At 47.6% G+C, this 26441-nt stretch carries 14 protein-coding genes; 13 read left to right on the top strand and 1 reads right to left on the bottom strand.

Annotation, left to right across the window (positions count from 1 at the left end):
* Nucleotides 1–261 precede the first annotated feature (261 nt).
* From BUC30_RS10755 to BUC30_RS10765, 3 genes are all read left to right on the top strand, one after another.
* Nucleotides 262–2334 carry a carbohydrate-binding protein gene (locus tag BUC30_RS10755; RefSeq protein WP_073424858.1) on the top strand — a complete coding sequence of 691 codons (2073 nt, stop codon included), beginning with the start codon at nt 262–264 and terminating at the stop codon, nt 2332–2334.
* Between the two features lie 74 nt (nt 2335–2408).
* The gene (locus BUC30_RS10760) at nt 2409–4031 is read left to right on the top strand and encodes a sialate O-acetylesterase (protein WP_073424859.1); all 1623 of its coding nucleotides are present in this window, start codon (nt 2409–2411) and stop codon (nt 4029–4031) included.
* A 202-nt stretch (nt 4032–4233) separates the two neighbouring features.
* The gene (locus BUC30_RS10765; RefSeq protein WP_244536592.1) at nt 4234–5874 is read left to right on the top strand and encodes a sialate O-acetylesterase; all 1641 of its coding nucleotides are present in this window, start codon (nt 4234–4236) and stop codon (nt 5872–5874) included.
* Nucleotides 5875–6140: 266 nt separating this feature from the next.
* On the opposite strand, the gene BUC30_RS10770 is transcribed toward BUC30_RS10765, so the two are convergent.
* A complete protein-coding gene (locus tag BUC30_RS10770) occupies nt 6141–7625 on the bottom strand; it encodes a CE1 family esterase (RefSeq protein ID WP_073424861.1) in 1485 nt (494 codons plus the stop codon).
* 333 nt (nt 7626–7958) lie between these two features.
* On the opposite strand from BUC30_RS10770, the gene BUC30_RS10775 reads away from it, so the two are divergent.
* From BUC30_RS10775 to BUC30_RS10820, 10 genes are all read left to right on the top strand, one after another.
* Nucleotides 7959–10295, top strand: a complete 2337-nt coding sequence (locus tag BUC30_RS10775) for a beta-xylosidase family glycoside hydrolase (RefSeq protein ID WP_073424862.1) — start codon at nt 7959–7961, stop codon at nt 10293–10295.
* 352 nt (nt 10296–10647) lie between these two features.
* Nucleotides 10648–12135, top strand: a complete 1488-nt coding sequence (locus BUC30_RS10780) for a carbohydrate binding domain-containing protein (RefSeq protein WP_073424863.1) — start codon at nt 10648–10650, stop codon at nt 12133–12135.
* Between the two features lie 243 nt (nt 12136–12378).
* Entirely contained in the window at nt 12379–14271 is a 1893-nt protein-coding gene (locus BUC30_RS10785; protein ID WP_073424864.1) for a carbohydrate-binding protein, read from the top strand.
* Between the two features lie 263 nt (nt 14272–14534).
* On the top strand, nt 14535–17132 hold the full coding sequence (locus BUC30_RS10790; RefSeq protein ID WP_073424865.1) for a carbohydrate-binding protein: 2598 nt from the start codon (nt 14535–14537) through the stop codon (nt 17130–17132).
* Between the two features lie 22 nt (nt 17133–17154).
* On the top strand, nt 17155–19221 hold the full coding sequence (locus tag BUC30_RS10795; protein WP_073424866.1) for a family 43 glycosylhydrolase: 2067 nt from the start codon (nt 17155–17157) through the stop codon (nt 19219–19221).
* A 199-nt stretch (nt 19222–19420) separates the two neighbouring features.
* Nucleotides 19421–20371, top strand: a complete 951-nt coding sequence (locus tag BUC30_RS10800) for a BspA family leucine-rich repeat surface protein (RefSeq protein WP_244536593.1) — start codon at nt 19421–19423, stop codon at nt 20369–20371.
* A 17-nt stretch (nt 20372–20388) separates the two neighbouring features.
* A complete protein-coding gene (locus BUC30_RS10805) occupies nt 20389–21288 on the top strand; it encodes a BspA family leucine-rich repeat surface protein (protein ID WP_073424867.1) in 900 nt (299 codons plus the stop codon).
* A 21-nt stretch (nt 21289–21309) separates the two neighbouring features.
* Nucleotides 21310–22731 (top strand): BspA family leucine-rich repeat surface protein, encoded by a 1422-nt coding sequence (locus BUC30_RS10810; protein WP_083555767.1) that lies wholly within the window; start codon nt 21310–21312, stop codon nt 22729–22731.
* Nucleotides 22732–22773: 42 nt separating this feature from the next.
* Nucleotides 22774–24822, top strand: a complete 2049-nt coding sequence (locus BUC30_RS10815) for a DUF2779 domain-containing protein (protein WP_073424868.1) — start codon at nt 22774–22776, stop codon at nt 24820–24822.
* Between the two features lie 6 nt (nt 24823–24828).
* Nucleotides 24829–26439 carry an McrB family protein gene (locus tag BUC30_RS10820; protein WP_073424869.1) on the top strand — a complete coding sequence of 537 codons (1611 nt, stop codon included), beginning with the start codon at nt 24829–24831 and terminating at the stop codon, nt 26437–26439.
* The last annotated feature ends 2 nt before the right edge of the window (nt 26440–26441 follow it).

Below are 26441 nucleotides of genomic sequence, written 5' to 3' on the forward strand. Positions count from 1 at the left end.
TGTTTGCATTTGCACTATGTGCAAATGCCAGTTGCTAGGCTCGGATATAGGCTTGCGAGCAATCCTGCATCACTCGCCTTACGCAACTGTGTGCATCCGCGACGCTCGGCCTACGCATTTGTTTATTTTGCGGCTGCGGCATTGTAAACCTCATTACCAAATTGACAATGGAAAATTATTCTGGGGGTGTAAAATGTTTGCGCGAGGGGTATAAATTTAAATTACGAAGAAATATGGGATTACTTTTTTAGGAGATTTACTATGAAGCGCATGGGTGAAGTCTTGAAGGCTGCCGCTTACGGTTTGGTTTTTGCTATACCTGCTTTTGCCTCGACGGTCAACGTTGACGTGACCGAAGAACACCAGGTGATTCGCGGTTTTGGTGGCATGGTGCACAACCAGTGGCAGGGCGGTGGCGGCCTTTCCGAAGCCGATGCCAAGCTTGCTTTTGGTACGGGCGATGGCACAATCGGCCTCAACACGCTCCGTATTCCGGTTTACGCCAATTCCAATGACTTCAACAAGGAAGTTCAGGCTGCAAAGTATGCCAAAAAGTACGCCGGCGATGACTTTATCCTTTATGCGACTCCGTGGACATCGCCGTACGCAGGGGCGAACCAGCACATGGCTTCTTCGAATTACCAGAAGTATGTGGACCACCTGAATAACTTTAACGATTACATGAAGAACCAGGGCGTTCCCCTGTACGCCATCTCCATCAGTAACGAACCGGACTGGTGCGGTGAATGGGCCTGCTGGAGTGCAGACGAAATCTACAACTTCACCAAGGGCTATGCCGACAAGATGCGCAAGAATGGCGCGAAGGTGATTTCGACGGAATCCTTCCGTTATGACAAGAACCTCTACAACAAGGTCTTGAACGATGCCAATGCCCTCAAGAACTGGGACATTCTCGGCGCGCATTTTTACGCGAGTGACCGAAGGACTGGGGACAACTTCTTCCAGTACAGCCTTGCTGACCAGAAAAAAGTCGAACGCTGGATGACGGAACACTATACCGAAAGCCAGGGAAGCGGTAACTACTGGCGCACGATTACGAATACGGGTGACCAGGCGAACGCCAACAAGCGCGATACCGTGAACGCCATGGACGTAGCTTACGAAATCCACCGCGCCATGGTCGTGGGCAATTTCAATCAGTACACTTGGTGGTACATCCGTCGTTGCTACGGCCTCATCATGGAAAAGGACTTTGGCAACAAGCTCCAGATTCCGCAGAACGAAATCGGCAAGATTTCTAAGCGCGGTTACGTGATGAGCCAGTTTGCGCGCTTTGTCCGCCCGGGTGCTGTCCGCGTGGGCGCTACAGCAAACCCCGAAAAGGAAGTCTTTGCAAGTGCATACAAGAGCAAAGATGGCGATAGCGTTATCGTGGTGCTCGTGAACCGCGACTACAAGAATAGCAAGACTGTGACCGTCAATGTGAAGGGTGCCGATGTCCAGACATTCCATGTGTACACGACAAGTGAAGCGAAAAATGCAAAGTACGAAGGTGAAGTCGAAGTCAAGAATGGCTCCGTGACGATTACCATGGATGCCGGCAATTCAAGCAACAAGGACTGCATTGTGACACTCGTGGGCAGTGGCACTCCGGCAGATCCTGTACCTCGCGAACCGTTTGGTGGCAAGGTCGCTGAAATCCCGGGCAAAATCGAAGCCGAAAACTTTGACGTTCCGGGTACGGGCAAGGGCAACAAGTCTTATAGCGAAAACGATTCCGAAGACCGTGGCGAAACGAACTACCGCGAAGGCACGGGTGTCGATATTTACAAGAAGGCTACTGGCTATGTGGTCGGCTATAACGAAGAAGGCGAATGGCTCGAATACTCCGTGAATGTGAAGGAAGCTGGCGACTACACGATGTTTGCTTCTGTCGCTACGAGTAATTCGACGTCTGGTTTCTCGCTCTCCTTGGATGGAAAAACTCTTGTAGAAAATGTCGCACTTTCGGGAACGAGCTTCGATGACTTTGTGAAGGTCAAGGCCAACGTAACGCTCCCGGCTGGCGAACATATTCTCCGCATGACGGTGACGGGTTCCTGGTTCGATATCGACTACTTCAACTTTGCAAAGGGCAAGGACGCCGCCGATCCGGACGATAAGACGATTGGTTTGCGCGGTGCTAATTTCCGCTTGCCGACCGAAGCCGAAAATTACAGTGTCTTCGACGTGAACGGCGTGCTCGTGGGCAAGTTCCTCGCTACGACCAAGGCCGATGTCCAGCGCATGACCAAGAGCGTGGTGCGTCAGAACGGCATTTACTTTGTGAAGTCGCTGGGTGGCAAATCCTACCGCATTTCTGTGGCTAAATAATTTCATATTCCTAAAAACGGGAGCCGAGCAATTGGCTCCTGTTTTTTTAAGAGTTTGTTAAAAGGGAGATAGATATGAGTGTGGAAATGAGCTTCAAAAAGCTGATGGGCATTGCAGGTGTTGCTGCAGGCCTCTCCATGTTTGCGGTAACGGGTGCTAATGCCGCTCCGGATCCGAACTTCCATATTTACATTGCCTATGGGCAGTCGAACATGGAAGGTAACGCTACGAACTTCGACAAGAATATCGACGGCAAGGAACATCCCCGTGTCAAGATGTTTGCGACGACGTCTTGTTCGAATCTCGGTCGCCCGACGGTAGGTGAGATGTACCCTGCGGTGCCTCCGATGTTCAAGTGTAATCAGGGGCTTTCTGTGGCGGACTGGTTTGGCCGCCACATGGCGGATTCCCTCCCGGACGTGACGATTGGCATTATTCCGGTCGCACAGGGCGGTACGAGTATCCGCTTGTTTGACCCGGACGATTACAAGAATTACCTCAACTCTGCAGAAAGCTGGCTGAAAAACGGAGCCAAGGCTTATGGTGACGACGGCAATGCTATGGGTCGTATCATCGAAGTTGCCAAGAAGGCTCAGGAAAAGGGCGTCATCAAGGGCATCATCTTCCACCAGGGCGAAACTGATGGCGGCATGAGCAACTGGGAACAGATTGTCAAGAAGACTTACGAATACATGCTCAAGCAGCTTGGCCTGAATGCCGAAGAAACTCCGTTTGTCGCGGGCGAAATGGTGGATGGCGGTTCGTGTGCTGGCTTTAGCAGTCGTGTGCGTGGGCTTTCCAAGTACATTGCGAATTTTGGCGTGGCAAGCTCCAAGGGCTACGGCAGTAAAGGTGACGGCCTCCACTTTACCGTAGAAGGCTACCGCGGCATGGGTGAGCGTTATGCCCAGCAAATGCTCAAGCTCATCAACGTGGCGCCTGTTGACCCTGTCCCGCAGGAACCGTTCAAGGGTGCTCCGATTGCTATTCCGGGCAAGGTCGAAGTCGAAGATTTTGACAAGCCGGGTATCGGCAAGAACGAAGACGGTACGAGTAACGCCTCTTACAGTGACGAAGATTCCGAAAACCACGGTGATACCGATTACCGCAAGGATACGGGCGTAGACTTGTACAAGGCGGGCGATGGCGTTGCTCTTGGCTACACGCAGACCGGCGAATGGCTCGAATACACGGTCGAAGTCAAGACCGATGGCGAATACAACGTCGAAGCTAGCGTGGCCGCAGGCAATTCCACCTCTGCATTCAAGCTCTACATGGACGACAAGGCTATTGGCGATGAAGTCTCTGTGCCGCAGACTGCTGACAATTCCTGGGATACCTATAAGACGATTACAGTCAAGGAAGGTGTCAAGCTCACGGCCGGTAAGCACGTGCTCAAGCTCGAAATTACCGCCAACTACGTGAATATAGACTGGATCCAGTTCAGCGAGCCCAAGAAGGAAGACCCGCCGAGCGCGATTGCAAAGGTCCGTTTTGACATGACTGAAGCCGAAAGCAACTTTAGCGTGTACAGCATGCAGGGCCAAAAGCTCGGGACGTTTACCGCGAAGGGAATGGCCGACGCGATGAACCTCGTCAAGACGGATGCCAAGCTCCGCAAGCAGGCAAAGGGCGTGTTCTTTGTGCGCAAGGAAGGCGCAAAGCTCATGAGCAAGAAGGTTGTCGTTTTCGAATAATTCTAGACTCCATGAAGGGTCCTGGCGAAAGTTGGGGCTCTTTTTGTACGGTGAAATTGGTGCTTTTGAGCGAATTTCGCAATTCATTGACAAAACGTCCATATTATATGGAGCCCTGCTGTGCTACAAAACGGCTTTTTTTGGGTAGATTCTTTATAGAAATTTTGGATTAAGGGATATAAAAATGAGCGTGGAAAGAAAATTGAAAAAAATCCTGGCCTATGCAGGTGTTGCTGCTGGGCTTTCTATGTTTGCGGTGGGGGCGAATGCGGCTCCGAACCCGAACTTCCATATTTACATTGCTTACGGGCAGTCCAACATGGCGGGCAACGGCGATATCGTACCGTCCGAGGACCAGGCAAATCCGCCCAAGAACTTTATCATGCTTGCCTCGCACAATGCAAATGCAAGCCAACGCAGTGGCAAGACGAATCAGTCTATCAAGACGGGCGAATGGTACCCGGCAATTCCTCCGATGTTCCATCCGTTCGAAAACCTCTCCCCGGCGGACTACTTTGGCCGCGCTATGGCCGATTCCTTGCCGGGCGTAACCGTGGGCATTATCCCGGTTGCCATCGGTGCTGTGAGCATCCGCGCCTTCGACAAGGACCAGTACGAAGCTTATTTCAGGGGCGATGGCAAGGACATCATGAACTGGGGCTGGCCCAAGGATTACGACAACAACCCTCCGGGACGCATTCTGGAACTTGCCAAGAAGGCAAAGGAAGTGGGCGTCATCAAGGGCTTCATCTTCCATCAGGGTGAAAGTGACGGAACTGATGCCAACTGGCGTAAGACGGTTTACAAGACCTACAAGGATGTGATTGATGCGCTTGGCTTGGACGAAAACGAAGTGCCGTTTGTGGCGGGCGAACTCCTCCAGGAAGGCCAGAACTGCTGCTCTAGCAAAAACGGCGGCATTGCCCAGCTCAAGCAAAATTTCAAGAAGTTCGGACTTGCCTCTTCCAAGGGCTTGCAGGGTAACGGCAAGGATCCGTACCACTTTGGCCGTGCAGGCGTGATTGAACTTGGCAAGCGCTACTGCTCCGAAATGCTCAAGCTTATCGACAAGACGATTGATCCGGATGCTCCGCCGGTAAACCTTGTGGACCCGAGCCAGTCTACGGTTCCGGATGAACCGCCCGAGGAATATGGCCCGTACACGGACCCGATTGAAATCCCTGGCAAGGTCGAAGCTGAAAACTACAACAAGGGCGGCGCCGACAAGGCCTATTACGATTTGAGCAAGGGCAACGAAGGCGGTAAGCTCCGTAAGAACGATGTCGATATTTACCAGCCGAACATGGGCATTGTCGTCGGTCACTGCCAAAAGTCTGAATGGCTCAAGTACACCGTGAATGTTGAAGCCGATGGCGACTACGGAATTACAGCCAATGTCGCTGGCGAAAACGGAACCGGTAGCTTTGTCCTCTACATCGATGACAAGAAGGTCGGTACGGAAATTGCAAACGAAGGCAAGGGCTTTGATACATTTACCGAAGTGGAAGGTGGCAAGGTAACGCTCACCAAGGGCGAACACGAACTCAAGCTCGAAATCACCAATGACTGGATTGATATCGACTACGTTGAATTCAAGGAAGTGAGCTCTCAGCCGGAAATCGGACTCAAGGATATCCGCTATAGCATGACCGAAGCCGAAAGCAACTATAACGTGTTCGACATGCAGGGCATTAAACTTGGTTCATTTACCGCTAAGGGCATGGATGCCGCCATTGAACTTGTGAAGACCAACGCAAATCTCCGCAAGCAGGCAAAGGGCGTGTTCTTTGTTCGTCAAAGCGGAAGCAAGTCTCTTACGAAAAAGGTGGTAATTCATGAATAAAAGCGAGTTGGTAGTTGTAAAGCAAATAGCTTTCTTCTTTGTCGTCGCAGTTGCTCTTGGGCTTGTGTACGGCTAATAAAATAAAATGAGAGAATAATACACGGGAAAAATTAGTGTGACTCCTACAAGGGCTCCGGCGAAAGCTGGGGCTTTTTTCTGTGCAGTGTGCAGGGGCGGCTGCCCGGCGCATTCAAAGCAAAAAAGAATCGCTCCGGTTGCCCGGAGCGATTTTGGTGTATATAGGATGAATTATGAAATCAAATTCATTACGGCAACGTGAAGGACTTCAGGAACGGCCAACCGACCTTGCCATCGCCCTGTTCATGACCACCACCCTGCTTGGTGCAGAGCACAACCTTCGTGCCGTCCTTGCAGTTGGAGTATTCGTTACAGCCGTTGGAGTTCTTGGACGGAGAGCCTGTGCAACCGTTCTTTTGTGCCCAGAACTGGAAGTTGCCTTCGGCACCCAAGAAGTTCAAGCCGTCGTTAAATCCGCTATCGCCACCCTGGTAACGGCAGACGTTGTCGTTTGTGCCGCGGAACATGATGATGGAAATCGGACGTTCCGGATTACAGGTTGCGCTGTTGGTCTTGTTCAAGTCCATACCTGCAGGAGCAACTGCGGCGTACACATCAGACATGAAGCATGCCACATGGTTACTCATACCGCCACCCATCGAGAAACCGGTTGCGTAAACGCGCTTCTTGTCGATGCAAACCTTTTCTTCGACAGACTTGATCATTTCGCGAGAGAACTTCACGTCGTCATCGTCGGAGCAGCAAGGACCAACGTTCCAACCCGGACCCATCTTTCTGGAGTCAGCAGACTTCGTGCCATCGGGGTACAGAGAGATAACGCCTTCGGGGTCTGTCTGAGCCTTGTAAGTGGTACCGCTGAGCTGGCCCTGGCCGCTACCCATAACCGGATGGTAGTCCACAACGAGAGGTACCGGCTTGTCGCCCTTGTAGGCGCTCGGCACGTGCATGATGAACGTACGATTCTTGCCGTCGACGTTCACGGACATCTTGTGGTCGCCAGCCTGGTAAGTCTTGCCAGTGCAGTTGATGACTTCTTCAATTTTCGCGCTGCTGGAAGAGGCTGCGCTAGATTCCGGCTTGGCAGAAGAACTCGATGCGATTGCCTGGCTGGAGCTGGACTGCTGAGCGGAAGCGACATCCATCGTAATCTGGACGTTGCTTTCGGTAAAGCTTTTCATCGTGTAGGTGAAGTTGTTGTAGCCTTCCTTCGCGAACATGAGGGTCGGCAGCGGGTCGCCATCCTTCATGAGGGTCACGTTCTTGCCGAGCTGATAAGTGTTGCGGTTACCATCGGCATTGATGCGGATGTATTTGGCGCCTCTAGCATTTGTTTTGTTCAAGTCGAACGTGGCGAGACCAAAAACGTTGTGGAGCGTTCTGGAGAAAGCGACCTTGCCAAGAGCGTCCATGACAGAAACGGTAAGCGTCTGGGCCTTGATGCCCGAAATGGTAATAACATTGTGGTTGAAACCGACGTGAGCCTGAACAGACTTGAGCATCTGCAAACCGACACCGTCGTCATAGGAGAGGGCGAATTTGCCATCAGCTGCCGAAACGGCTTCTAAGCCAGCATAGTTGAAAGATGAAATTTTTACACCGGAAAGAGGTTGTCCGGCCTTCGATGATACGACGCCATCGATACTCCAAGCGAAAGACAGTGAGCTGAGTGCTGCTACTGTTCCTGCGAATGCCATGGATTTAAACATGGTCATAGCGACTCCTTTTTATAGTTAAACATTCCAAACTCTATTCATCCACCCGGTCCAACCAAATCCCCCACGATCTTCGCTAGACCTGTACAAAATATAGATGGATGTTTCCTAGGTGTTGCGAAATGGTGTTGTGAAAAATTATAAAGCGTTGTGAAAATTGCGAAAAGGAATTTTTACAAAAGAGGCGCGGTTTTCGACACGTTTTCGGGGTTGTAATGGGGTGTTATTGACAAAAAATCCATAAAAAGGGCGTACGATTGCGGGTAAAAACCATGTAAAAGGGGTAGATTATACTTGTAGATCATATCCAGTTAGGTTGGAAAAGGAGTGATTATGGGATTGTTTAGTAAGATGGCAAAAGCTGCAGCCGTTGTCGCTGGCTTTGCCGTGGTGAATAGCTTTGCAGTATCGGTCAATAACCCGATTATGTACGTCGATAGCCCGGACCCCTCGATTGTCCGCGTCGACGATGCTTATTACATGGTCACAACGACCATGCACTTTGCGCCTGGCGTGCCTGTTTTCAAGAGCACGGATTTGGCGCAGTGGCGCACGGTGGGTTATGCCTACCAGACGCTCACCAACAATGACCAGCAGAATTTGAATGGCGGCAAGGATGCCTACGGTAAGGGCTCCTGGGCATCGAGCATCCGCTACCACAAGGGATTTTTCTACGTGCTGACCCCGTCTTACACGACGGGCAAAACTCATTTGTACAAGACCGCCGATGTGGAAAGTGGCCAGTGGTCCGAAGTGCAGCTCCCGTTCTATCACGACCCCTCTTTGTTCTTCGATGACGATGGCACTGTTTGGGTGTTCTACGGCAGCGGCGACCAGATTAGCTACGTGCAGTTGAACGATGATGCTAGCGGCGTGAAGGCTGGTGGCCGTAGCGGTAAGCTCGGCGGCGTGAGCGTGAACCAAGCGACCGGCAAGAGCGGCTATATCGTGCAGCAGGAAGGCTCGCACATGGAAAAGGTAAACGGCGAATACTATCTGTTCACGATTTCTTGGCCGAACGGTTCCTGCCGTACCGAAGTGGTTTACCGTTCTAAGAACCTCTTGAGCGGATATACAGGAAGAGTTTTCCTCTCTGATAACGGTGTTGCGCAGGGTGGCATTTTCGATACGCCGGATGGCAAATGGTATGCACTCCTGTTCCGCGATTCCGGCCCGGTTGGCCGTATGTCGCACCTGGTGCCGATGGAATGGAAGGATGGTTGGCCAGTGCCTACGAGCGGCTCCAAGGCTCCTTCGACAATTGACTTGCCGGAATCTCCGCTTCCGGGCTATGGCATGGTCACCAGCGACGACTTTGAATCTGGCGAACTTGCTCTCGAATGGCAGTTTAACCATAACCCCGACAACAAGAATTGGAGCTTGTCTGCAAATCCGGGTTACTTCCGCATTACAACAGGCCGCACCGATAGCCGCGTCGTGAATGCAAAGAACACTTTGACACAGCGTTCCTTTGGCCCTAAGAGTTCTGGCCGTACGCTTGTTGACGGCAAGGGCATGAAGGATGGAGACATGGCGGGCCTCGTTGCTTTGCAGGATGACAAGGGCTTTGTCGCGCTTGCTAAGGAAAACGGCAACTACAAGGTTGTGATGTACACTGGAAACAAGGACGGCGAAAGACAAGCTGCAAGCCAAGCTCTTTCGGACTCCAAGGTTTATTTGCGAATTGATTTCGATTTGCCCATTGACCGCGGTACTGCATATTTCTACTACAGCACCGATGGCAACACTTGGACAAAGATTGGTAGCGATGTGAAGCTCAATTATGACCTCCACATGTTCGTGGGCGTGCGTTGGGGCCTCTTTAACATGGCTACCAAGCAGGCCGGCGGCTATGCGGACTTCGACTGGTTCAAGGTCGGTACCGATGTGAACGATGAAATTTATCTCGACGGCGCTGGTTCTGAACCTGTTCCGCAGACTCCGTTCTGCGCTGCAGGCGAAAACTGCCCTGCAAATGCAATCCCGGGCAAGATTGAAGCTGAAAACTTTGACGTGCCGGGCAAGGGCAAAGATGGTTCCTCTTACTATGATGGCGATTCCGAAAACCACGGCGATAGCGACTACCGCAAGGGCACGGGCGTTGACCTTTACAAGAAGGCAACCGGTGTCATTGTGGGCTATAACAGCGAAGGCGACTGGCTCGAATATACCGTGAACGTAAAGGAAGCGGGAGATTACACCATGTTTGCGGCTGTCGCAGCAGCGGGCAACACCTCGAGCTTCAAGCTCTCCTTGGATGGTAAGGATATCACCGAAGAAATTGCGGTGCCTGCCGCAAGTTCCGGCGAAGAAAATTATGACGATTATAACAAGGTAAAAGCAAACGTAAAACTCCCGGAAGGCGAACATGTACTCCGCTTCACGGTTGTTGGCTCCTGGCTTGATATCGACTACTTTACATTTGTGAAGGGTGCGAATGCAACGGATCCGGATCCCATTGTTGGCTTGGCAAAGGGCGTTCTCCATAATGTGCAAGGCGTACAGTCTTATAGCGTCTATGGTTTGAACGGTAAGTTTGTCGGTCGCGTCGAAGCCTCCAACAGTTTCGATGTGCGTAGCAAGGTGAACAGCCTCGTGAAGGAAAACGGCGTGTACGTCGTCAAGTCCCTCACCACCGGCACCACCCTCCGCCTCTCCGTAACAAAGTAATCTCTATAGTTTATTCATAGCTCCTCAAACACCCCCAAGGGCTGGAAGCGCATATTGAAAACGAAGTTTTCAAATATGCATTTCCAGCCCGTTTTGGTTGTTCTTAAAACACCCTATCACACATTTCCAGAACAACCAAGAGGCCAGAATCACATCTCGGAAAGCTTGCTTTCCTGCGTGTATATCCTGACCGTTTTTGGTTGTTCTGTAAACACCCCCCACTACACATTTTATCCCCTCAACCCATTGTCAAAACCGCAATGGAAAATGTTTACCGCTAAGTGATAATCGCCAATCCAAAAGGTATTTTCTTCATAGGTAAAATGGGAAATAAACCTCAAGGAGTAGAGGAATGTTTGGTAAAATCTTCAAGAAGGCGCACTGCGCCTTGACGGTTGTCGCCTTGGCTGGCTTCGCGACTTTTTCATTTGCAGACAACATTAATGTGAACGGCACGAACCGTACCATGAATGTGTATGCTCCGAGAAATATCGAAAAGGGCCGTCCGCTTATTATCCAGATGCACGGAATGAATCAGGATGCCCCGTATCAGCAGAACGCCGCCAAGTGGGAACCGATTGCCGATACCGCACGATTTGTGGTCGTGTTCCCGAACGGTCAAAACAAGGCCTGGGACATCGGTGGTGACAAGGACATCAATTTCCTCAAGGCTATTATCAACGAAATGTACAACAAGTACGGCATTGATAAAAATCGCGTGTATGTTTCGGGATTCTCGATGGGCGGCATGATGAGCTACCATGCGGCAAACAAGATGGGCGATATGATTGCAGCCATTGCCCCGGTTTCTGGTGGCGGTGGCGTGAACTCGCCCAAGCGCGCCATGCCGATTATGCATACCCACGGCACTTCCGATGACGTGGTGAATTACAACAGCACCGTGAATACCCTCAAGGGCTGGGTCTCTGCGCAAAAATGCTCTTCAAGTTCCAAGGTCACAAAGCCGTATCCATCAAGCAAGCCGGGTTCTGCCGCCTCTCTCGAAGTCTGGAGCGGCTGCAACGACAATGTCGAAGTCCGTTTGCTCACGATTGCTGGCAAGGGCCATTGGTATTCCATGGACGAGGCCGTCAGCGTCAATACGAGTGTTGAAATCTGGAATTTTGTCAAGAATTATTCGCTGGACGGCTCTTCGCTTCCGCCGCCAATTCAGGTGCCGACCGACCGCGACAGCATTTTCAACGGCGGTTTCGATTCGACCGATGTCGCCTGGACTTTGCAGACTCACGGCAGTGCCGCCGCAACAGGCGATGTGAAAAACGGCAAGTACAATTTTAACATCACCGCCGTTGGCGACCAGAATTACCAAGTGCAGCTCATCCAGCACGACTTGCACCTCGAAAAAGGTCAGTGGTATGAAGTGAGTTTTGATGCTAGCGCTGGCGCCTCCCGCACGCTCGAAGTGAACGTGGAGCAGCACACGGATCCGTGGGCAAGCTACCTCACCGAAAAGGCAAATTTCGAACTCGGCACGGAATCCAAGAAGTATTCCTTCCAGTTCCAGATGACCGCCACCACCGATAAAGATTCTCGCTTGAGTTTCAATGCGGGCGCCTCGACGGGTACGCTCACGCTCGATAATGTCACGCTCAAGAAAATTGCGGAACCCTCAGTTGGTTTAACGACGGCACTTCGCCTCTCAACTACCGCTGGCAAGTACAATGTTTATAGCCTTGCGGGCAAGCGCCTCGGTTTTGTTGAAATCATCGAAAACGATGTGCCGAATATGCAAAAAACGATGAAAAATGCTGGCTTTGGCAAGGGCGTCTACATCTTGCGCAGCAAAACGCGTTCGTTCATGCTGCCGGTGGATCGCTAAAAGGCAAAAAGTTTCGTTCTCTCTCCAAGAGCGCTCCCTGGCTTCGGGGACGCTCTTTTTTTGTGCGTTCCACAATAACTACTGACTATTGACTAATAACTAGTAACCAATAACCAATGACCAGTGACTAATATCCATTATGGATAATATGTCAAAGGAATTATTTGCAAAGATTGATTTTTTTGTTTTTTAGGGGGTATTTTTAGTTTGGGGATGATTAATACTTAGGATACAGGAGTGCTTATGTTTGGTTTGAACAAGAAAAATGGTCGCAAGTTTGGAGTGCTAGCTTCTTTGGCTTTAGCGGGATTGGTTTCCCAGGCCTTTGCGCATCCGGATAGCTTGGTGCTTACGCCCCCGCTCGGGTGGAACAGCTGGAACGTTTTCCACGAAAACATCAACGAAAAGCAGATTCAGGAAATTGCCGACGCGATGGTCAGTTCCGGTTTGAAGGACGCTGGCTACATTTACTTGAATCTGGACGACAACTGGATGGATACCAAGCGCGATGCCCAGGGCAACCTCCAGAACAACCCGAAAACTTTCCCCAGTGGCATGAAGGCCATTGCCGATTACGTGCATAAGAAAGGCCTGAAATTCGGTCTTTACGGCGACCGTGGCAAACGTACTTGCCACCATTACAATAGCAACTGGCAGAGTGAAAGTGGCTCCAATGGCCGCGAAGAACAGGATGCCAAGAAATTGGCTGAATGGGGCGTGGACTACTGGAAGTACGATAACTGCGACTCGGATCCGAGAACGCAGGAAAAAGATTACACTGCAATGTCCAACGCTCTCCGCAATTCCGGACGCGACATCGTGTTCAGCATTTGCATGTGGGAATACAAGGACTGGATGCCGAAAATTGCTAACCTCTGGCGCACCACTTTCGACATTGGTCCCGAATGGATTTCCACTTCGTGGTACCGCGGCGTCTATGAAATTATCGATGCCAACAACAAGTATTGGCAAATTGCAAAGCCTGGCCATTGGAACGATCCGGACATGCTCGAAGTAGGTAACAGAGGCCTCTCTTACGAGGAACAGCGCTCCCAGATGACGATGTGGTCCATCATGGCTGCTCCCATCATGATCAGTTCCGATGTGCGCAACATGAGCAACGAGACCAAGGAACTCTACCTGAACAAGGACATGATTGCCATCAACCAGGACTCTCTTGGCGTTCAGGGCCACCGCATTTCTGACAAGCAAGGCAAGCAGGTTTGGACTAAACCCTTGAAGAATGGCGATATTGCCGTGGCGCTCCTCAATAATAACGGCTCTACCCAGACTGTTGAATGCGATTTTAAAGATATTGGCGTAGAAGGCGAAGTCGAAGTTCGCGATGCATGGAAAAAGAAGGACTTGGGACCGGTTTCCCGCGTTTCTATCGAACTCCCGGCTCACGGCTCTGCACTGCTCCGTTTGATTCTCAAGCCTGTTCCTCGCGAACCGTTCAAGGGTAAGGCTCTCGCCATTCCGGGAAAAATCGAAGTGGAAGACTTTGACATCAACGGCGTGGGTGAGGGCAACACCACCTACAACGAAAATGATACCGAAAACCATGGCGACTCTGACTATCGCCCGGGTACTGGCGTGGACCTTTACAAGAAGGCTTCTGGCATTATCGTTGGTTACAACCAGGCTGGCGAATGGCTCGAATACACTGTGAACGTTGCCAAGACGGGTACTTACACAATGAGCGCTTCTGTGGCTTCTGCTAATAGCACCTCGAGCTTCAAGCTCTCCATGGACGGCAAGGACATTACCGAAGAAATCGCTGTTCCGCAGGCAAGCTCTGGCGAAGATAATTACGATGACTACAACACGGTTGAAGCGAAGGTGAGCCTGACCGAAGGCGAACACATTCTCCGCTTTACGGTAACCGGTGACTGGATGGACATTGACTGGATTGAGTTTACCGATGGAACGGTGGGGCTGAATAAGGTTCATCTCACGTCGTTTGAATCCGAAAACTCCTATAACGTGTTCAGCGCTACAGGTAAGCATCTTGGCTGCGTGGACTTGAATGGTGCAAGCATGTCGCAGGCGCTCAAGAACGCTGGGTATGCACGTGGCACGTACATGGTGCGCTCTGTCAAGGGTAACCAAATCCAGCGTGTGAACGTTCGCTAAATAGCACTTTGCGTTGTCTCCCCGGCCTTTGTGCCGGGGCAGCATTGAGATTTCTCCTCACAAACACATTCAAAATGCCTCGCGCTTCCGCGAGGCATTTTGTGTAATTCCTAACTCTAAAAAAGAATATTCCACCCTCCCATAGCTATGGATAAACCGTCCACAATATCTCGCCTTAAAACATGAAAAAAAAGCATTTTCGAGAATAATTTTAAAGTGTTGTTAGGGCAAACTATGTTTGGTTTTTAAACGTGAGGTTAGGTATGAGCTTCAAAACAATTGGTCATCTTGCCGCAGTTTCTGCACTCTTCCTGGGTGTTACTGTTGCTACCGCCGCTGATCAGGCTACATTCTATGTCGCTCCCAATGGTAGCGATTCCAACAAGGGTACCGAAGAGGCCCCGTTCAAGACGATTACGCAGGCCCAGAAGGCTGTGCGTGCCATCAACGGCACCATGACGGGCGATATCTCCGTCATTCTTCGTGGCGGAACCTATCAGCTTTCGTCTACGGTCAATTTTACTGAGGCTGATGGCGGTAAGGATGGTTTTTACGTCCGCTATAAAGCCTATCCGAACGAAACTCCGCTTATTACGGGCGGTATCCCGATGTCTGGCTGGACGATTCACGATGAAAAGAACAACATCTGGAAGGCCGAAGGCGTTGACGCACGCTTCCGCCAGCTCTACGTGAACGGTAAGAAGGCTATTCGCGCGCGTATGCCGAACTTGCTCGATAACGGCGACCATAACTTCTTCCGCTTGAACAAAGTGGACTCTGCCGGCAGCGCCTTCCTCCTGAACAGCAGCGATATCAAGTCTACGGACTGGAAGAATCCGAAGAAGGTCGAAATCCATTTGATGATTGCATGGACCGAAAGCATCTTGCGTCTTGACAAGATTTCCCAGCAGGGCAATACCTTCAAGTTTGAACCGCAGGATCCTGAAAGAAGCAAGCTTTTCCGCCGCAAGTACCCGATGCTCGGTACCGCTTTCATGAGCAATCCGCCGAAGCAGCAGGTCTACTACCTCGAAAACGCATACGAATTTATCGACCAGCCGGGTGAATGGTACCTCGACGAATCGACCAACACGCTTTACTACAAGGCCCGCGCAGGCGAAAGCATGGCAACCGCAAACGTCGTTGCACCGCGCGTCAACACGCTCTTCAGCATCCTCGGTAAGGACACTAAGAACAAAGTTGGTTACATGTCTTTTGAAGGCATAACCTTTGCAAACTCCAATTTCTTGCGTCCGAGCGAAGAAGGCTTCCTGGATTTGCAGGCAAGTATGTTCAACATCGAAGTCATGGCTGAAAACGGCCGTCTTGGCTCTAACAAGTTCCTCCTCTGGCGTCCGGATGCTGGTTTCCGCGTCGAAAATGCGCACCATTTCAAAATCAAGAATTGCACGTTCACGCAGATGGCTGCAACTGGTCTTGACTTTGTCTCTGGTACAAATGATGACGTGATTGAAGGCAACGTATTCTATGAAATCGGCGGCTGCGGCATTATGCTCGGCAAGTTCTCTCAAGACTCCACGACCGAAATTCACATCCCGTACAATCCGAAGGACAAGGACGAAATCAGTACCCGCGATACAATCCGTTACAACCTCGTGACAAACGTGACGAATGAACATCAGGGCGCTGTGGGCATTGCCGCCGGGTATCCGCGTTATGTCGTCATCGAAAATAACGAAGTGTCCTATACAAACTATTCCGGTATCTCTGTGGGCTATGGCTGGACCAAGAGCGAAACAGCCATGACGAACAACAAAATTAATAAGAACAACATCCACCACATTGCCCGTTTGCTTTGCGACTCCGGTCCGATTTATACATTGAGCAACCAGGGCACGGGTAGCGAAATCAAGGAAAACTACATCCATGATATGTCCCAGTCCAAGTGGTCGGATTACTGGATTTTGCCGATTTATCTTGACGAAGGCTCTAGTGGCTTTGCTGTCGAAAACAACTCTTACAAGAACGCTCCGAGCGGCGTTGGCCGTAACGCTCCGGGTCAGTTTACCGAAAAGAACAACAATGGCTACATCGCTTCTGTTGCCGAAGCTGCGGGCCTCCAGGGCGAATTCAAGAACATCGGTGACCGCATCAACACTATCCCGCTTCCGGACTTCTCCAATGTGGTTCCGCAGGCTCCGTTTGTCGACAACATGACAATCCCGGGCACCATCGAAATGGAAAATTACGATGAAGGTGGCCAGAGCGTTTCCTTCAACGACAAGGACTTTGTGAACGAAGGCGGCGCCTACCGCGAAGATGGCGTGGACATCACTCAGATTGATTCTACGGACAAGTCTAAGGGCTACGCTGTGGGTTACACGCAAGCTGGTGAATGGATGGAATACACCGTGAATGTCACAGCTGGTGAATACGTGTTCCTTGCAAACGTAGCTTCTGGTCTCGAAGGCTCTAGCTTCCAGCTCTTCATGGATGGCAAGGCTATCAGCGATACGATTGTTGCCCCGAAGGGCGAAGACTGGAATACTTATGGCACTGTCGAAGGCAAGACGACCGCTCTCGAAGCTGGTGAACATGTGCTTCGCGTGGCTATCACGGGTGCTTACCTGAACATTGACTGGATCAAGTTTGGCAAGTCCAAGGAAGAAATCCTTTCGATCAAGCCGAGCGTCCGTTACGGTTTGAACATGGATATCTCTCGCAGCTCTACGTTGAACGTGTTTGATATCCGCGGTCATCACATGGGTGCTATCCGCTTGATGGGCTTGCCGACGACAAGCTCTGTGATGCAGGCTATGCATGCAAATAACTTTAAGTCTGGTGTCTACTTTGTCCAGAGCGTGAACAAGGCCTTTGGCAAAATGATTCAGGTGAAGTAGTTTAGGGAAAATGGGGTGAAATATGAAGATGACTAGTAAAATACTTCTCGCGTTTGGACTTGGTTTTGCGTCCAATGCGCTTGCTGAAAATCCGATTATCCAGACGTACTATTCGCCTGACCCGGCTCCGGTTGTGTTTGGCGATACCGTCTGCGTGTACACGGGTAACGACGAAGGCGGTTCCTTCTTTACCATGCACGGTTGGCGCGTCTCTTGCACCACCGATATGGTGAACTGGACCGATATGGGCGAACTCATCCTCACGAATGAAAGCTTTGGTGGCAATGCCAAGAAAAACGGTGACTGGGCTGCTCAAGTTGTTCGTCGCAATGGCAAGTATTACTACTACGTGACTGTAGAATCGACTCGCGGTGGCCGCGCTATTAACGTCGCTGTGGCCGACAAGCCGGAAGGTCCGTTCAAGGATGCTCGTAATGGTCAGCATCTTGCAGGTCCGAACTGGGATTACATTGACCCGACCGTTTGGATTGACGATGATGGCCAGGCATGGCTCTACTGGGGCAACCCGAAGCTCTATTACGCCAAGCTCAAAGAAAACATGATTGAGTTCGATGGCGATATCAAGGTGACGGATATGAGTCGTGGTTTCTCTCCGAGCGGAAACTCCGTTTACACAGAAGGCCCGTGGATCCACAAGCGTGATAAGAAGTATTACATGATTTACGCTTCTCATGGCGTGCCCGAAAAGATTTCTTACTCCACCAGTGATTCTCCGACGGGTCCGTGGAAGTGGGGGGGCATCATCATGGATCAGGGTAACAACACTGCATTCACGAACCACTCCGGTCTCATTGACTTCAAGGGCCGTAGCTTCTTCTTCTATCACAACCAAAAGAACGTGAGCGGCGGTGGCTATAGCCGTTCTACCGCCGTCGAAGAATTCACCTGGAATGCAGACGGTTCGATTCCGACCATCAAGTCTACGAATGATGGCGTCAAGAAGCCGATTAAGAACCTTGACCCGTTCACTCGCGTTGAAGCCGAAACAAAATCTTGGGTCGGTGGCATCAATGTGGACAAGAGCGGTGGATACACCATCATCAAGCACGTGGCAAAGCAGGGCGATAACGTCTACCTCACCAACATGGGTTCGAACTTCTATACAAAGGTTCGCTCTGTGGACATGGGTGATGGCGCAGACCGCATCATCGTTTGCACGAGAGGTAATGGCGGTAAGATTGAACTCCACGCCAAGTCTGAAACTGGAGCAACACTTGCAACAATGAACATCCCGGCAAGCTCCAGCTGGCAAGAAAACACCTTCGACTTGAGCGATGCCGCAGGCGTTGAAGACTTGTTCTTCGTCGTCAAGCAGGGTGGTTTCGATTTCGACTACTGGTACATGGAAAGCGAAAAGACTGCTATTCCGCAGACTCCGTTCAAGGAAGTCGCATCTGCAATCCCGGGCAAGATTGAAGCAGAAGATTACGATGTCGGTGGTCACAACAAGGCCTTCTACGATAACGACCGCGAAAACAAGGGCGGCGCCTATCGCGAAGATGAAGTGGACATCGTGCAAATTGACTCTGCGGACAAGTCTAAGGGCTATGCTCTCGGTTACACCGAAGATGGCGAATGGGTGGAATACACTATCGATAACCAGATTGCGTCTGAATACACGGTTCGTTTGAACATGGCTACGGCATCTGATGATGTCGGCGTCCAGTTCTACGTTGATGGCAAGGAAATTACCGATGTCATCAAGGCCGAAAAGGGCGAAGATTGGGATCATTATTCTACGGTTGAAGCAAAGACCAAGGAAATCCCGAAGGGCGAACATGTACTCAGAATGCAGATTGTCGGGAACTTCGTGAACGTGGACTGGTTCAAGTTCTGTATGGGCTTTGATTGCGAAGAAAGCCCGATTGCACTCCAGAAGGCTCGCGTGGAACTCCAGATTCCTGAAAAGATTTACGCAGTCTTTGGCATGACCGGCAAGTTCCTCGGCAACGTCGAAGTCAACGGTCAGAGCGTTGCTAAGTCCATCCGTGCTGCAGGCTTTACGCCGGGTGTGTACATGGTCCGCAGCGTTGGTCAGTCCAAGACCTTCCGCGTCCTCGTGAAGTAACGAGTGCGTCATCCTGAGCGAAGAGGCGTAGCCTCGAAGTCGAAGGATCCAGTAACATTTCAAAATGGCGACCTCCGGGCCGCCATTTTTTTTTGTTCAAAAATGGTACTTCTGAAAAATGTAAGCTTTTTGAAACGTTTTTGGCGTATAGGGTAGTATTTAGAGTATATTTTATTTCAAAACAAAAAGGCTGGTGAATATGACCGAAAAAACAAAAGCAAAGAAAGCTGTCTCCAAAAAAGCTGCAGAATCATCAAAGACAACTACTGCTAAAAAGGCTACGGTTGCCAAAAAGTCTCCTACGGCCAAGAAGACTACGGCATCTCCAAAGTCTCCTGTAACCAAGAAACCCGCTGCTGCCAAGAAGCCCGCAGCAACTAAAAAATCCTCTGAACAAAAAATTGTCGTCGCGAAAGACAAAAATGACTTAATAAAGCTGATAAAAGCTGCCATAAAAAAGGATGGCGAAAATTGCGATTTGAATTTCATTGACGTATCTAAAGTTACGGAAATGAACGAACTGTTCATGGAAAGCAAATTTAATGGCGATATCAGCAAGTGGGATGTGTCCAATGTGACTGATATGAGATTTATGTTTGAAGGGTCCCGATTTAACGGCGATATCAGTAAGTGGAATGTGTCAAATGTGACGACTATGGACTCTATGTTCAAACATACTCCGTTCTGTGGCGATATCAGCAAATGGAACGTATCAAATGTGACGAGTATGAACTTTATGTTCTGCGGATCGGCTTTCAACGGTGACATCAGCAAGTGGGATGTATCCAATGTGACCGACATGAGTTTTATGTTTGCTGATTCGCAATTTGATGGTGACATCAGTCAGTGGAATGTGTTGAATGTGACGAGTATGGACTTTATGTTCAAAGAATCTCCGTTCGATGGCGACATCAGCAAATGGAACGTATCGAATGTGACTAGCATGAATTCTATGTTTGATCGGTCCCGATTCAATGGCGACATCAGCAAGTGGAACGTGTCCAAAGTAACTACAATGGAAGCCATGTTTGCAGATTCTGAATTCAGCGGTAACATCAGTAAATGGAAGGTGTCAGAAGACGCAAATATGTTTGAATTGTTTGTTGGATCTCCTTTGGAATGTAATCCTCCAAAGTGGTACAAGGAATAAAATTTAACAGTAAATAAATGCGAAAGCAAAAAGGACAAGTGAATATGAAAGACCAGGCAAAAGAAACGAAAAAAGTGAAAAAGACTACTGCCGCCAAAAAGACAACAGTCACCAAAAAAGCTGCAGAATCCTCAAAGACAACTACAGCTAAAAAGGCTACGGTTGCTAAGAAGGCTGTGGCGTCTCCAAAGAAAACTGCTGCACCGAAGACCGCTGGTCAAAAAACAGTTGTCGCTAGAGACAAGAATGATTTGATTAAATTGATAGAAACCGCCATTAAAAAGAATGGTACAAATTGTGATTTGAATTTCATTGACGTATCAAATGTTACGGATATGAGCAATTTATTTATGCAATCGCAATTCACTGGCGATATTAGTCAGTGGGATGTGTCTAAAGTTCAGGACATGACATTTATGTTCAGTCAGTCTCAATTTAATGGCGATATTAGCCAGTGGAACGTATCTAAGGTAAAGAATATGCACGATATGTTCAGTGAATCTCAATTTAATGGTGATATCAGCAAGTGGAATGTTTCAAATGTTACAGATATGTCTGGAATGTTCTACGGTTCTCAATTTAATGGTGATATCAGTCAATGGAATGTATCTAAAGTAAAGAAAATGCTCATGATGTTCCAAGAATCGAAATTCACTGGCGATATCAGTAAGTGGAACGTGTCTAAAGTTACAAATATGTCCTTGATGTTTGATGGTTCTCAATTTAATGGCAATATCAGCGATTGGAATGTATCAAATGTTACCAATATGTTCAGCATGTTCTCTAATTCTCGTTTTAATGGCGATATTAGCAAATGGGATATATCTAAAGTGAAAATTATAGGGATGATGTTTGATGATTCTCCATTGAAAAAGAAACCTCCTAAGTGGTACAAGGAAAGCTCTTTGGAAAAATAAAGAACTAAAAGGCTGGTAAATATGAAAGAACAAACAAAAGAAACTAAACAAGTGAAAAAGACTACTGCCACTAAAAAGACAACTACTGCCAAGAAAACTGTAGAAACTAAGAAAACTACAGCTGCCAAAAAGACCGCTGAACAAAAGACGGTAGTTGCTAAAGACAAAAATGATTTAACTAAATTGATAAAAGCCGCTATTAAAAAGAATGGCAAAAATTGCGATTTGAATTTCATTGACGTATCTAAAGTTACGGATATGAGCGATTTGTTTGCGAATAGCGAATTTAATGGTGATATCAGTAAATGGGATGTGTCAAATGTTGTAAATATGAAAGCCATGTTTGCATGGTCTGCTTTTAACGGTGATGTTTGCCAATGGAATGTTTCCAAGGTAAAGGACATGATGGGAATGTTCTTGAAAACGCCTTTCAATGGAGACATCAGCGAATGGGATGTTTCAAATGTCTCTAATATGCAACAGATGTTTGAAGAATCTGCGTTTAATGGTGATATTAGTAAATGGAATGTGTCGAATGTCTCTATAATGAGTTGCCTGTTTCAATATTCGAGTTTTAATGGCGATATCAGCAAATGGAATGTTTCAAATGTGACTGATATGTCTAGCATGTTCTGTAACTCTCAATTTGATGGCGATGTCAGTAAATGGGATGTTTCAAATGTGACTGATATGTCCAACATGTTCAGTGAAACGCAATTTAATGGCGACCTCAGTAAATGGGATGTATCAAAAGTTGCTGATATGACCGGCATGTTCGATGGCTCAGAATTTAATGGAGATGTTAGCAAATGGAATGTGTCGAATGTTACGGATATGCGCAATATGTTTGCAAATTCCAAATTTCAGGGGAACATTGATAAATGGAATGTTTCTTTAGAATGTAATGTATCGGAATTGTTTTATGGATCTGATAATGAAGAATATGTTCCAAAATGGAAAATCTTTGACGTCTCTGCAAAAAATGTCGTTGCTCAAAGCAGAAATCATTTGGACGCTTTGATTCGTGCGGCTATTACGAAAAATGGTGATAAGTGTGACTTGAATTTTATCGATGTGTCTAAAATTACCGATATGGAAAGCTTGTTCTGTTATAAGGATTTTAATGGCGATATCAGTAAATGGGATGTGTCAAACGTTACAGATATGAGTCATATGTTTCGAGAATCGCAATTCAATGGTGATATCAGTAAATGGAATGTGTCGAATGTTACAAACATGAAGCTTATGTTTAAAAATTCCATTTTTAATGGTGATATCAGCGGATGGGATGTGTCAAACGTTGAGACAATGAGTGAAATGTTCGCATCTTCTAAATTTCAAGGAAATCTTGATAAATGGAACGTGTCGAAAAATGTTGATATGTCCGATATGTTTGCGGATTCTCCCCTGAAAAAGAAGACTCCCAAGTGGTACAAGAAATAAAGTTTAACTAATTTTTGACGGACTAATTAAAACGAGGGTGTCATGCTTGACAACAAGTATCACGAGAAAAAGTTCACCAAGTCGGCGTTCAACCAGGCGGTAGAATGTGCGATGTATGCGTATTACTACCGCAATTCCAAAGACTACGCCTACCACTTTGATGGAGTCGATGGCATTGCCGAAGTGGGCGACCAGTTTGGTGCACTTGCCCGCGTTTACGAGGGCGTTCCCGACGAAAACATCATCCGCAGGGATCCGACGCTTTCGCCGGTTCCTGCCCAGATGAAAACCCTTGTAGACACGATGCGCTTTCTCCGTATGGAAAATGCCGATGTGGCTGAAGCCGCCTTTGGCACGAACAACTTCTTGGTCTATGTCGATATCTTGCACAAGCGGGGTGATACCCTCGAAATTATTGAAGTCAAGTCGAAGGGGATTGGTGCCGATGAACCGCTGTATTCTTTTGACGGTCGCGGCGGCAAGTTCAAATCGGATTACCTAGATAAGATTTTGGATGTTACATTCCAGAAATACGTGGTGCAGCAGTTTACCAAGTTCTTTGAAAGTTATTCGCACCTCAAGGTTCGTGCCAAGCTGATGCTTGTAAACACCGATGCCGTAAGCGATGTTGATTCTTTGAGCTCGCTGTTACAGATTAAGTTCAAGGATGGTCATCGCGAAGTAGAATGTGCTTCGGACATTCGTGAAAAATTGCAGGGCAAAAATAACATTGCCCGTGTTATCGATGTGGATGAACTCTGTGACAAGATTATTGCTGACGAGATTCCTGAAATTGCTAATGAAAAATTTAATGGTTGTTTTGTGGATTTTGTCGAAAAAGTTGCGGACATGTATGTCAACAACCGCAAGGACTATAGCCTCTGTAAAGTTGATGTGAAAAAATTTAATTGTCCGTTCTACGCCACAGACGAGGAACGCAAAGCTGGCAAGAAAGATGGTTGTGCAGAGTTCTTCAAGGATATGCTTGGAGTTGATATTGCAGGGAAACCTTGCATTGTAGATGTCAAGGGTGGTTCAAAGGGACTGCCGCCAAGTCTCAAGGGCAATGGCTGGCTTGAACAGAAAAAGCTTCTCCTGACCGATATCAACGAATACGAATATGTTCCTGCTGAAGATGCGACTCCTGAAGCGTTCCAAAAACGCACGAAACTTTCGGATAATGACCTGCGTTTCTTGCATGTTCACAGCGTAAAGACCGGTGAAGTGGCTCCGACTTTCTTGAAGGCTGCCGCGAAAGCTGAAATGGCGAAGTGGACCTATCCGCTGCATTTTATCGATTTTGAAACTTATCAAGGTGCTGTCCCGCTGTTCAAGGGCTCGCGCCCGAACGAAGAAGTTGCCTACCAGTTCTCTCACCATGTCTGTTATGAGGATGGACATTATGAACACAAAGAAGGGCGTGGGGGAGAGTTCATTTCGCTAGAGGCTGGCAAGAATCCGAATTTCAAATTTGTCCGTGAACTGAAAAAACAATTGGACAATGATGACGGAACGATCTTCCGTTATGCAGAACATGAAAATATTATTCTCAACGCTATTAGAGTTCAGTTGATTGAATCAGACGAATCCGACAAGGACGAGTTGGTTCGCTTTATTGAAAAAATTACGCACCCGACGGGAAGTTGTAAGTACCCGTTTACTGCAGGACCCCGTGATATGTTGGATTTGAAGGCTGTCGCTCAAAAATACTTCTACCATCCGATGATGGGGAGTTCCAATTCCATCAAGCAGGTGTTTCCTGCCATTTTGGCTAGTGATGAGACTTATTTCCGCGACCATTACGGTGACGATATGGACCCCTACCATAATTTGCCGATGTTAAAAGAATTTGCCGCAAAAGTTGATGCGAACAAGTTCCCAGCCGATTTCGACGATTCCGACATCTGGAACGATGAAAAGCAAATCAACTGCGGTGGCATCAGCAAGCTCGATTACGTGATGCTGCAAGCCGGTCGCTTCAACAAGCTGCATACTGAAGCAATCCGCCAGGCATCCCTCAAATACTGCGAAGTCGACACCCTCGCAATGGTCCGCATCTGGGAATACTTCAGGAATAACTGTGAGGAGTAAGAGAAAATGAGCGAAGAAATTAACGAAGAACTGCAAAATTTATTTCAGGATTTTCTGTTATGTCCTGATTCAGAATATCCATGGAATATATACGAAAAGTGGAATGAGGTTCGTAATAAAGCAAAAGAATATGAACCTAAAGATTGGAAAGACCTTGTTTATGACAATTCTATATGCTCTGCGAGAGGTGATGGTGCTGTAATTAATGATTTGGATCAAGAAAGTTTGGAAAAAATAAAGGTCTTTGTAGAGAAATGCGATAAAGAAACTTTCCAGTCTTTACAAAAAAATTTAACGAACCTCTTTAATAAGGGAAGAAATAAACAAGCTTCCAATTTCGAAGCAAGAATAAATAGAATTGCTTCCATATTTGATAATGAATGTTCTTTTATACCATCTGTTGGAAAGTTTAAATCTTGTTGTGGAATCTTGAAAGAAAAATGCCAGCTGCAATTAAAAAAAGGCTCTTGGCTAGAAATGAATGCTGAATTAAACGAAAAATTGAAGCCTCTTGTTTCAAATACAGGTTCTGATGGAACTAACGATCCGAGAAAAGATAAAATTTTTCTTTTAAAAGCATTTCCTACATGGGTTCAGTTTTCAAGTAATAGAATTTATCCGACGGAAGATTCTCCAAATGTAATCTTTTATGGTGCTCCAGGAACGGGTAAGACTTATCATGTTAAGGAATATTTGAAAAAGAAATTTGAAGACAATTACGAAGAGCATGTTTGTTGGGTGCAATTTCATCCGTCATATTCTTATGAAGACTTTATCGAGGGTATAAAGCCTATTGGAATAAGTAATGAATCTGTCAATTTAAAATTAGTAAATGGCAAATTTAAGAATTTTTGTAAAAAAGCTAAAGGAAACTTATCTGAAGAGTATTATTTTGTTGCGGATGAAATAAATCGAGCAAATCTTTCGGCTGTTTTTGGTGAAACTTTGTCTCTGTTAGAATCAGGTTATCGAGATTTCCGTAAGATCGAAAATGATGCTAAAGAACAACGTCATTTAATAGAAACTCAATACTCTGAATTAGAACGGAATAGTGCAAATTCCGAAATCTTCTATGAAGAAGAGGAAAAGTATAAAGGAAAATTTGGCGTTCCTCGAAACATTCGATTTATTGGCATGATGAATGACGTTGATAAAAGTATTGATGCCTTTGATTTGGCTTTGCGTCGCCGATTTAAATGGGTGAGGATGGATTGCGATTATAGCGTTATTCGTGATAATATTGTATTGGGAAATGTAGACAAATTTATTATTTCTTGCGCCAAACTGAATTATTGCATTTCAGGTTGTGAACCGAAAGAAAGTCAGGGATTGTCTGATGAAGATATGCAAAAAGTGAAACAGGATGTGTCTAGTAAATTGGAGTTAGGTGCATCTTTTGAGTTTGGACATGCTAATTTTCTTAAAATAAAGGATGTATGTAGGCAAAATAGCATAAAGAAGGTCCATAAGGAAGAATTGTTTGATGGTTATTTGAAACCTACACTAAAAGAATATTTACGTAGCTTGTGCCCTGAAGAAGGAAAACTAGAAAAAAAGCTTAGCGATGCAAGAAATGTTTTTGTAAAAGAAATAGTTGAAAAAAATCCAAAGCAGTGATA

The organism is Fibrobacter sp. UWB7, assembly GCF_900142945.1.
Taxonomy (GTDB): domain Bacteria; phylum Fibrobacterota; class Fibrobacteria; order Fibrobacterales; family Fibrobacteraceae; genus Fibrobacter.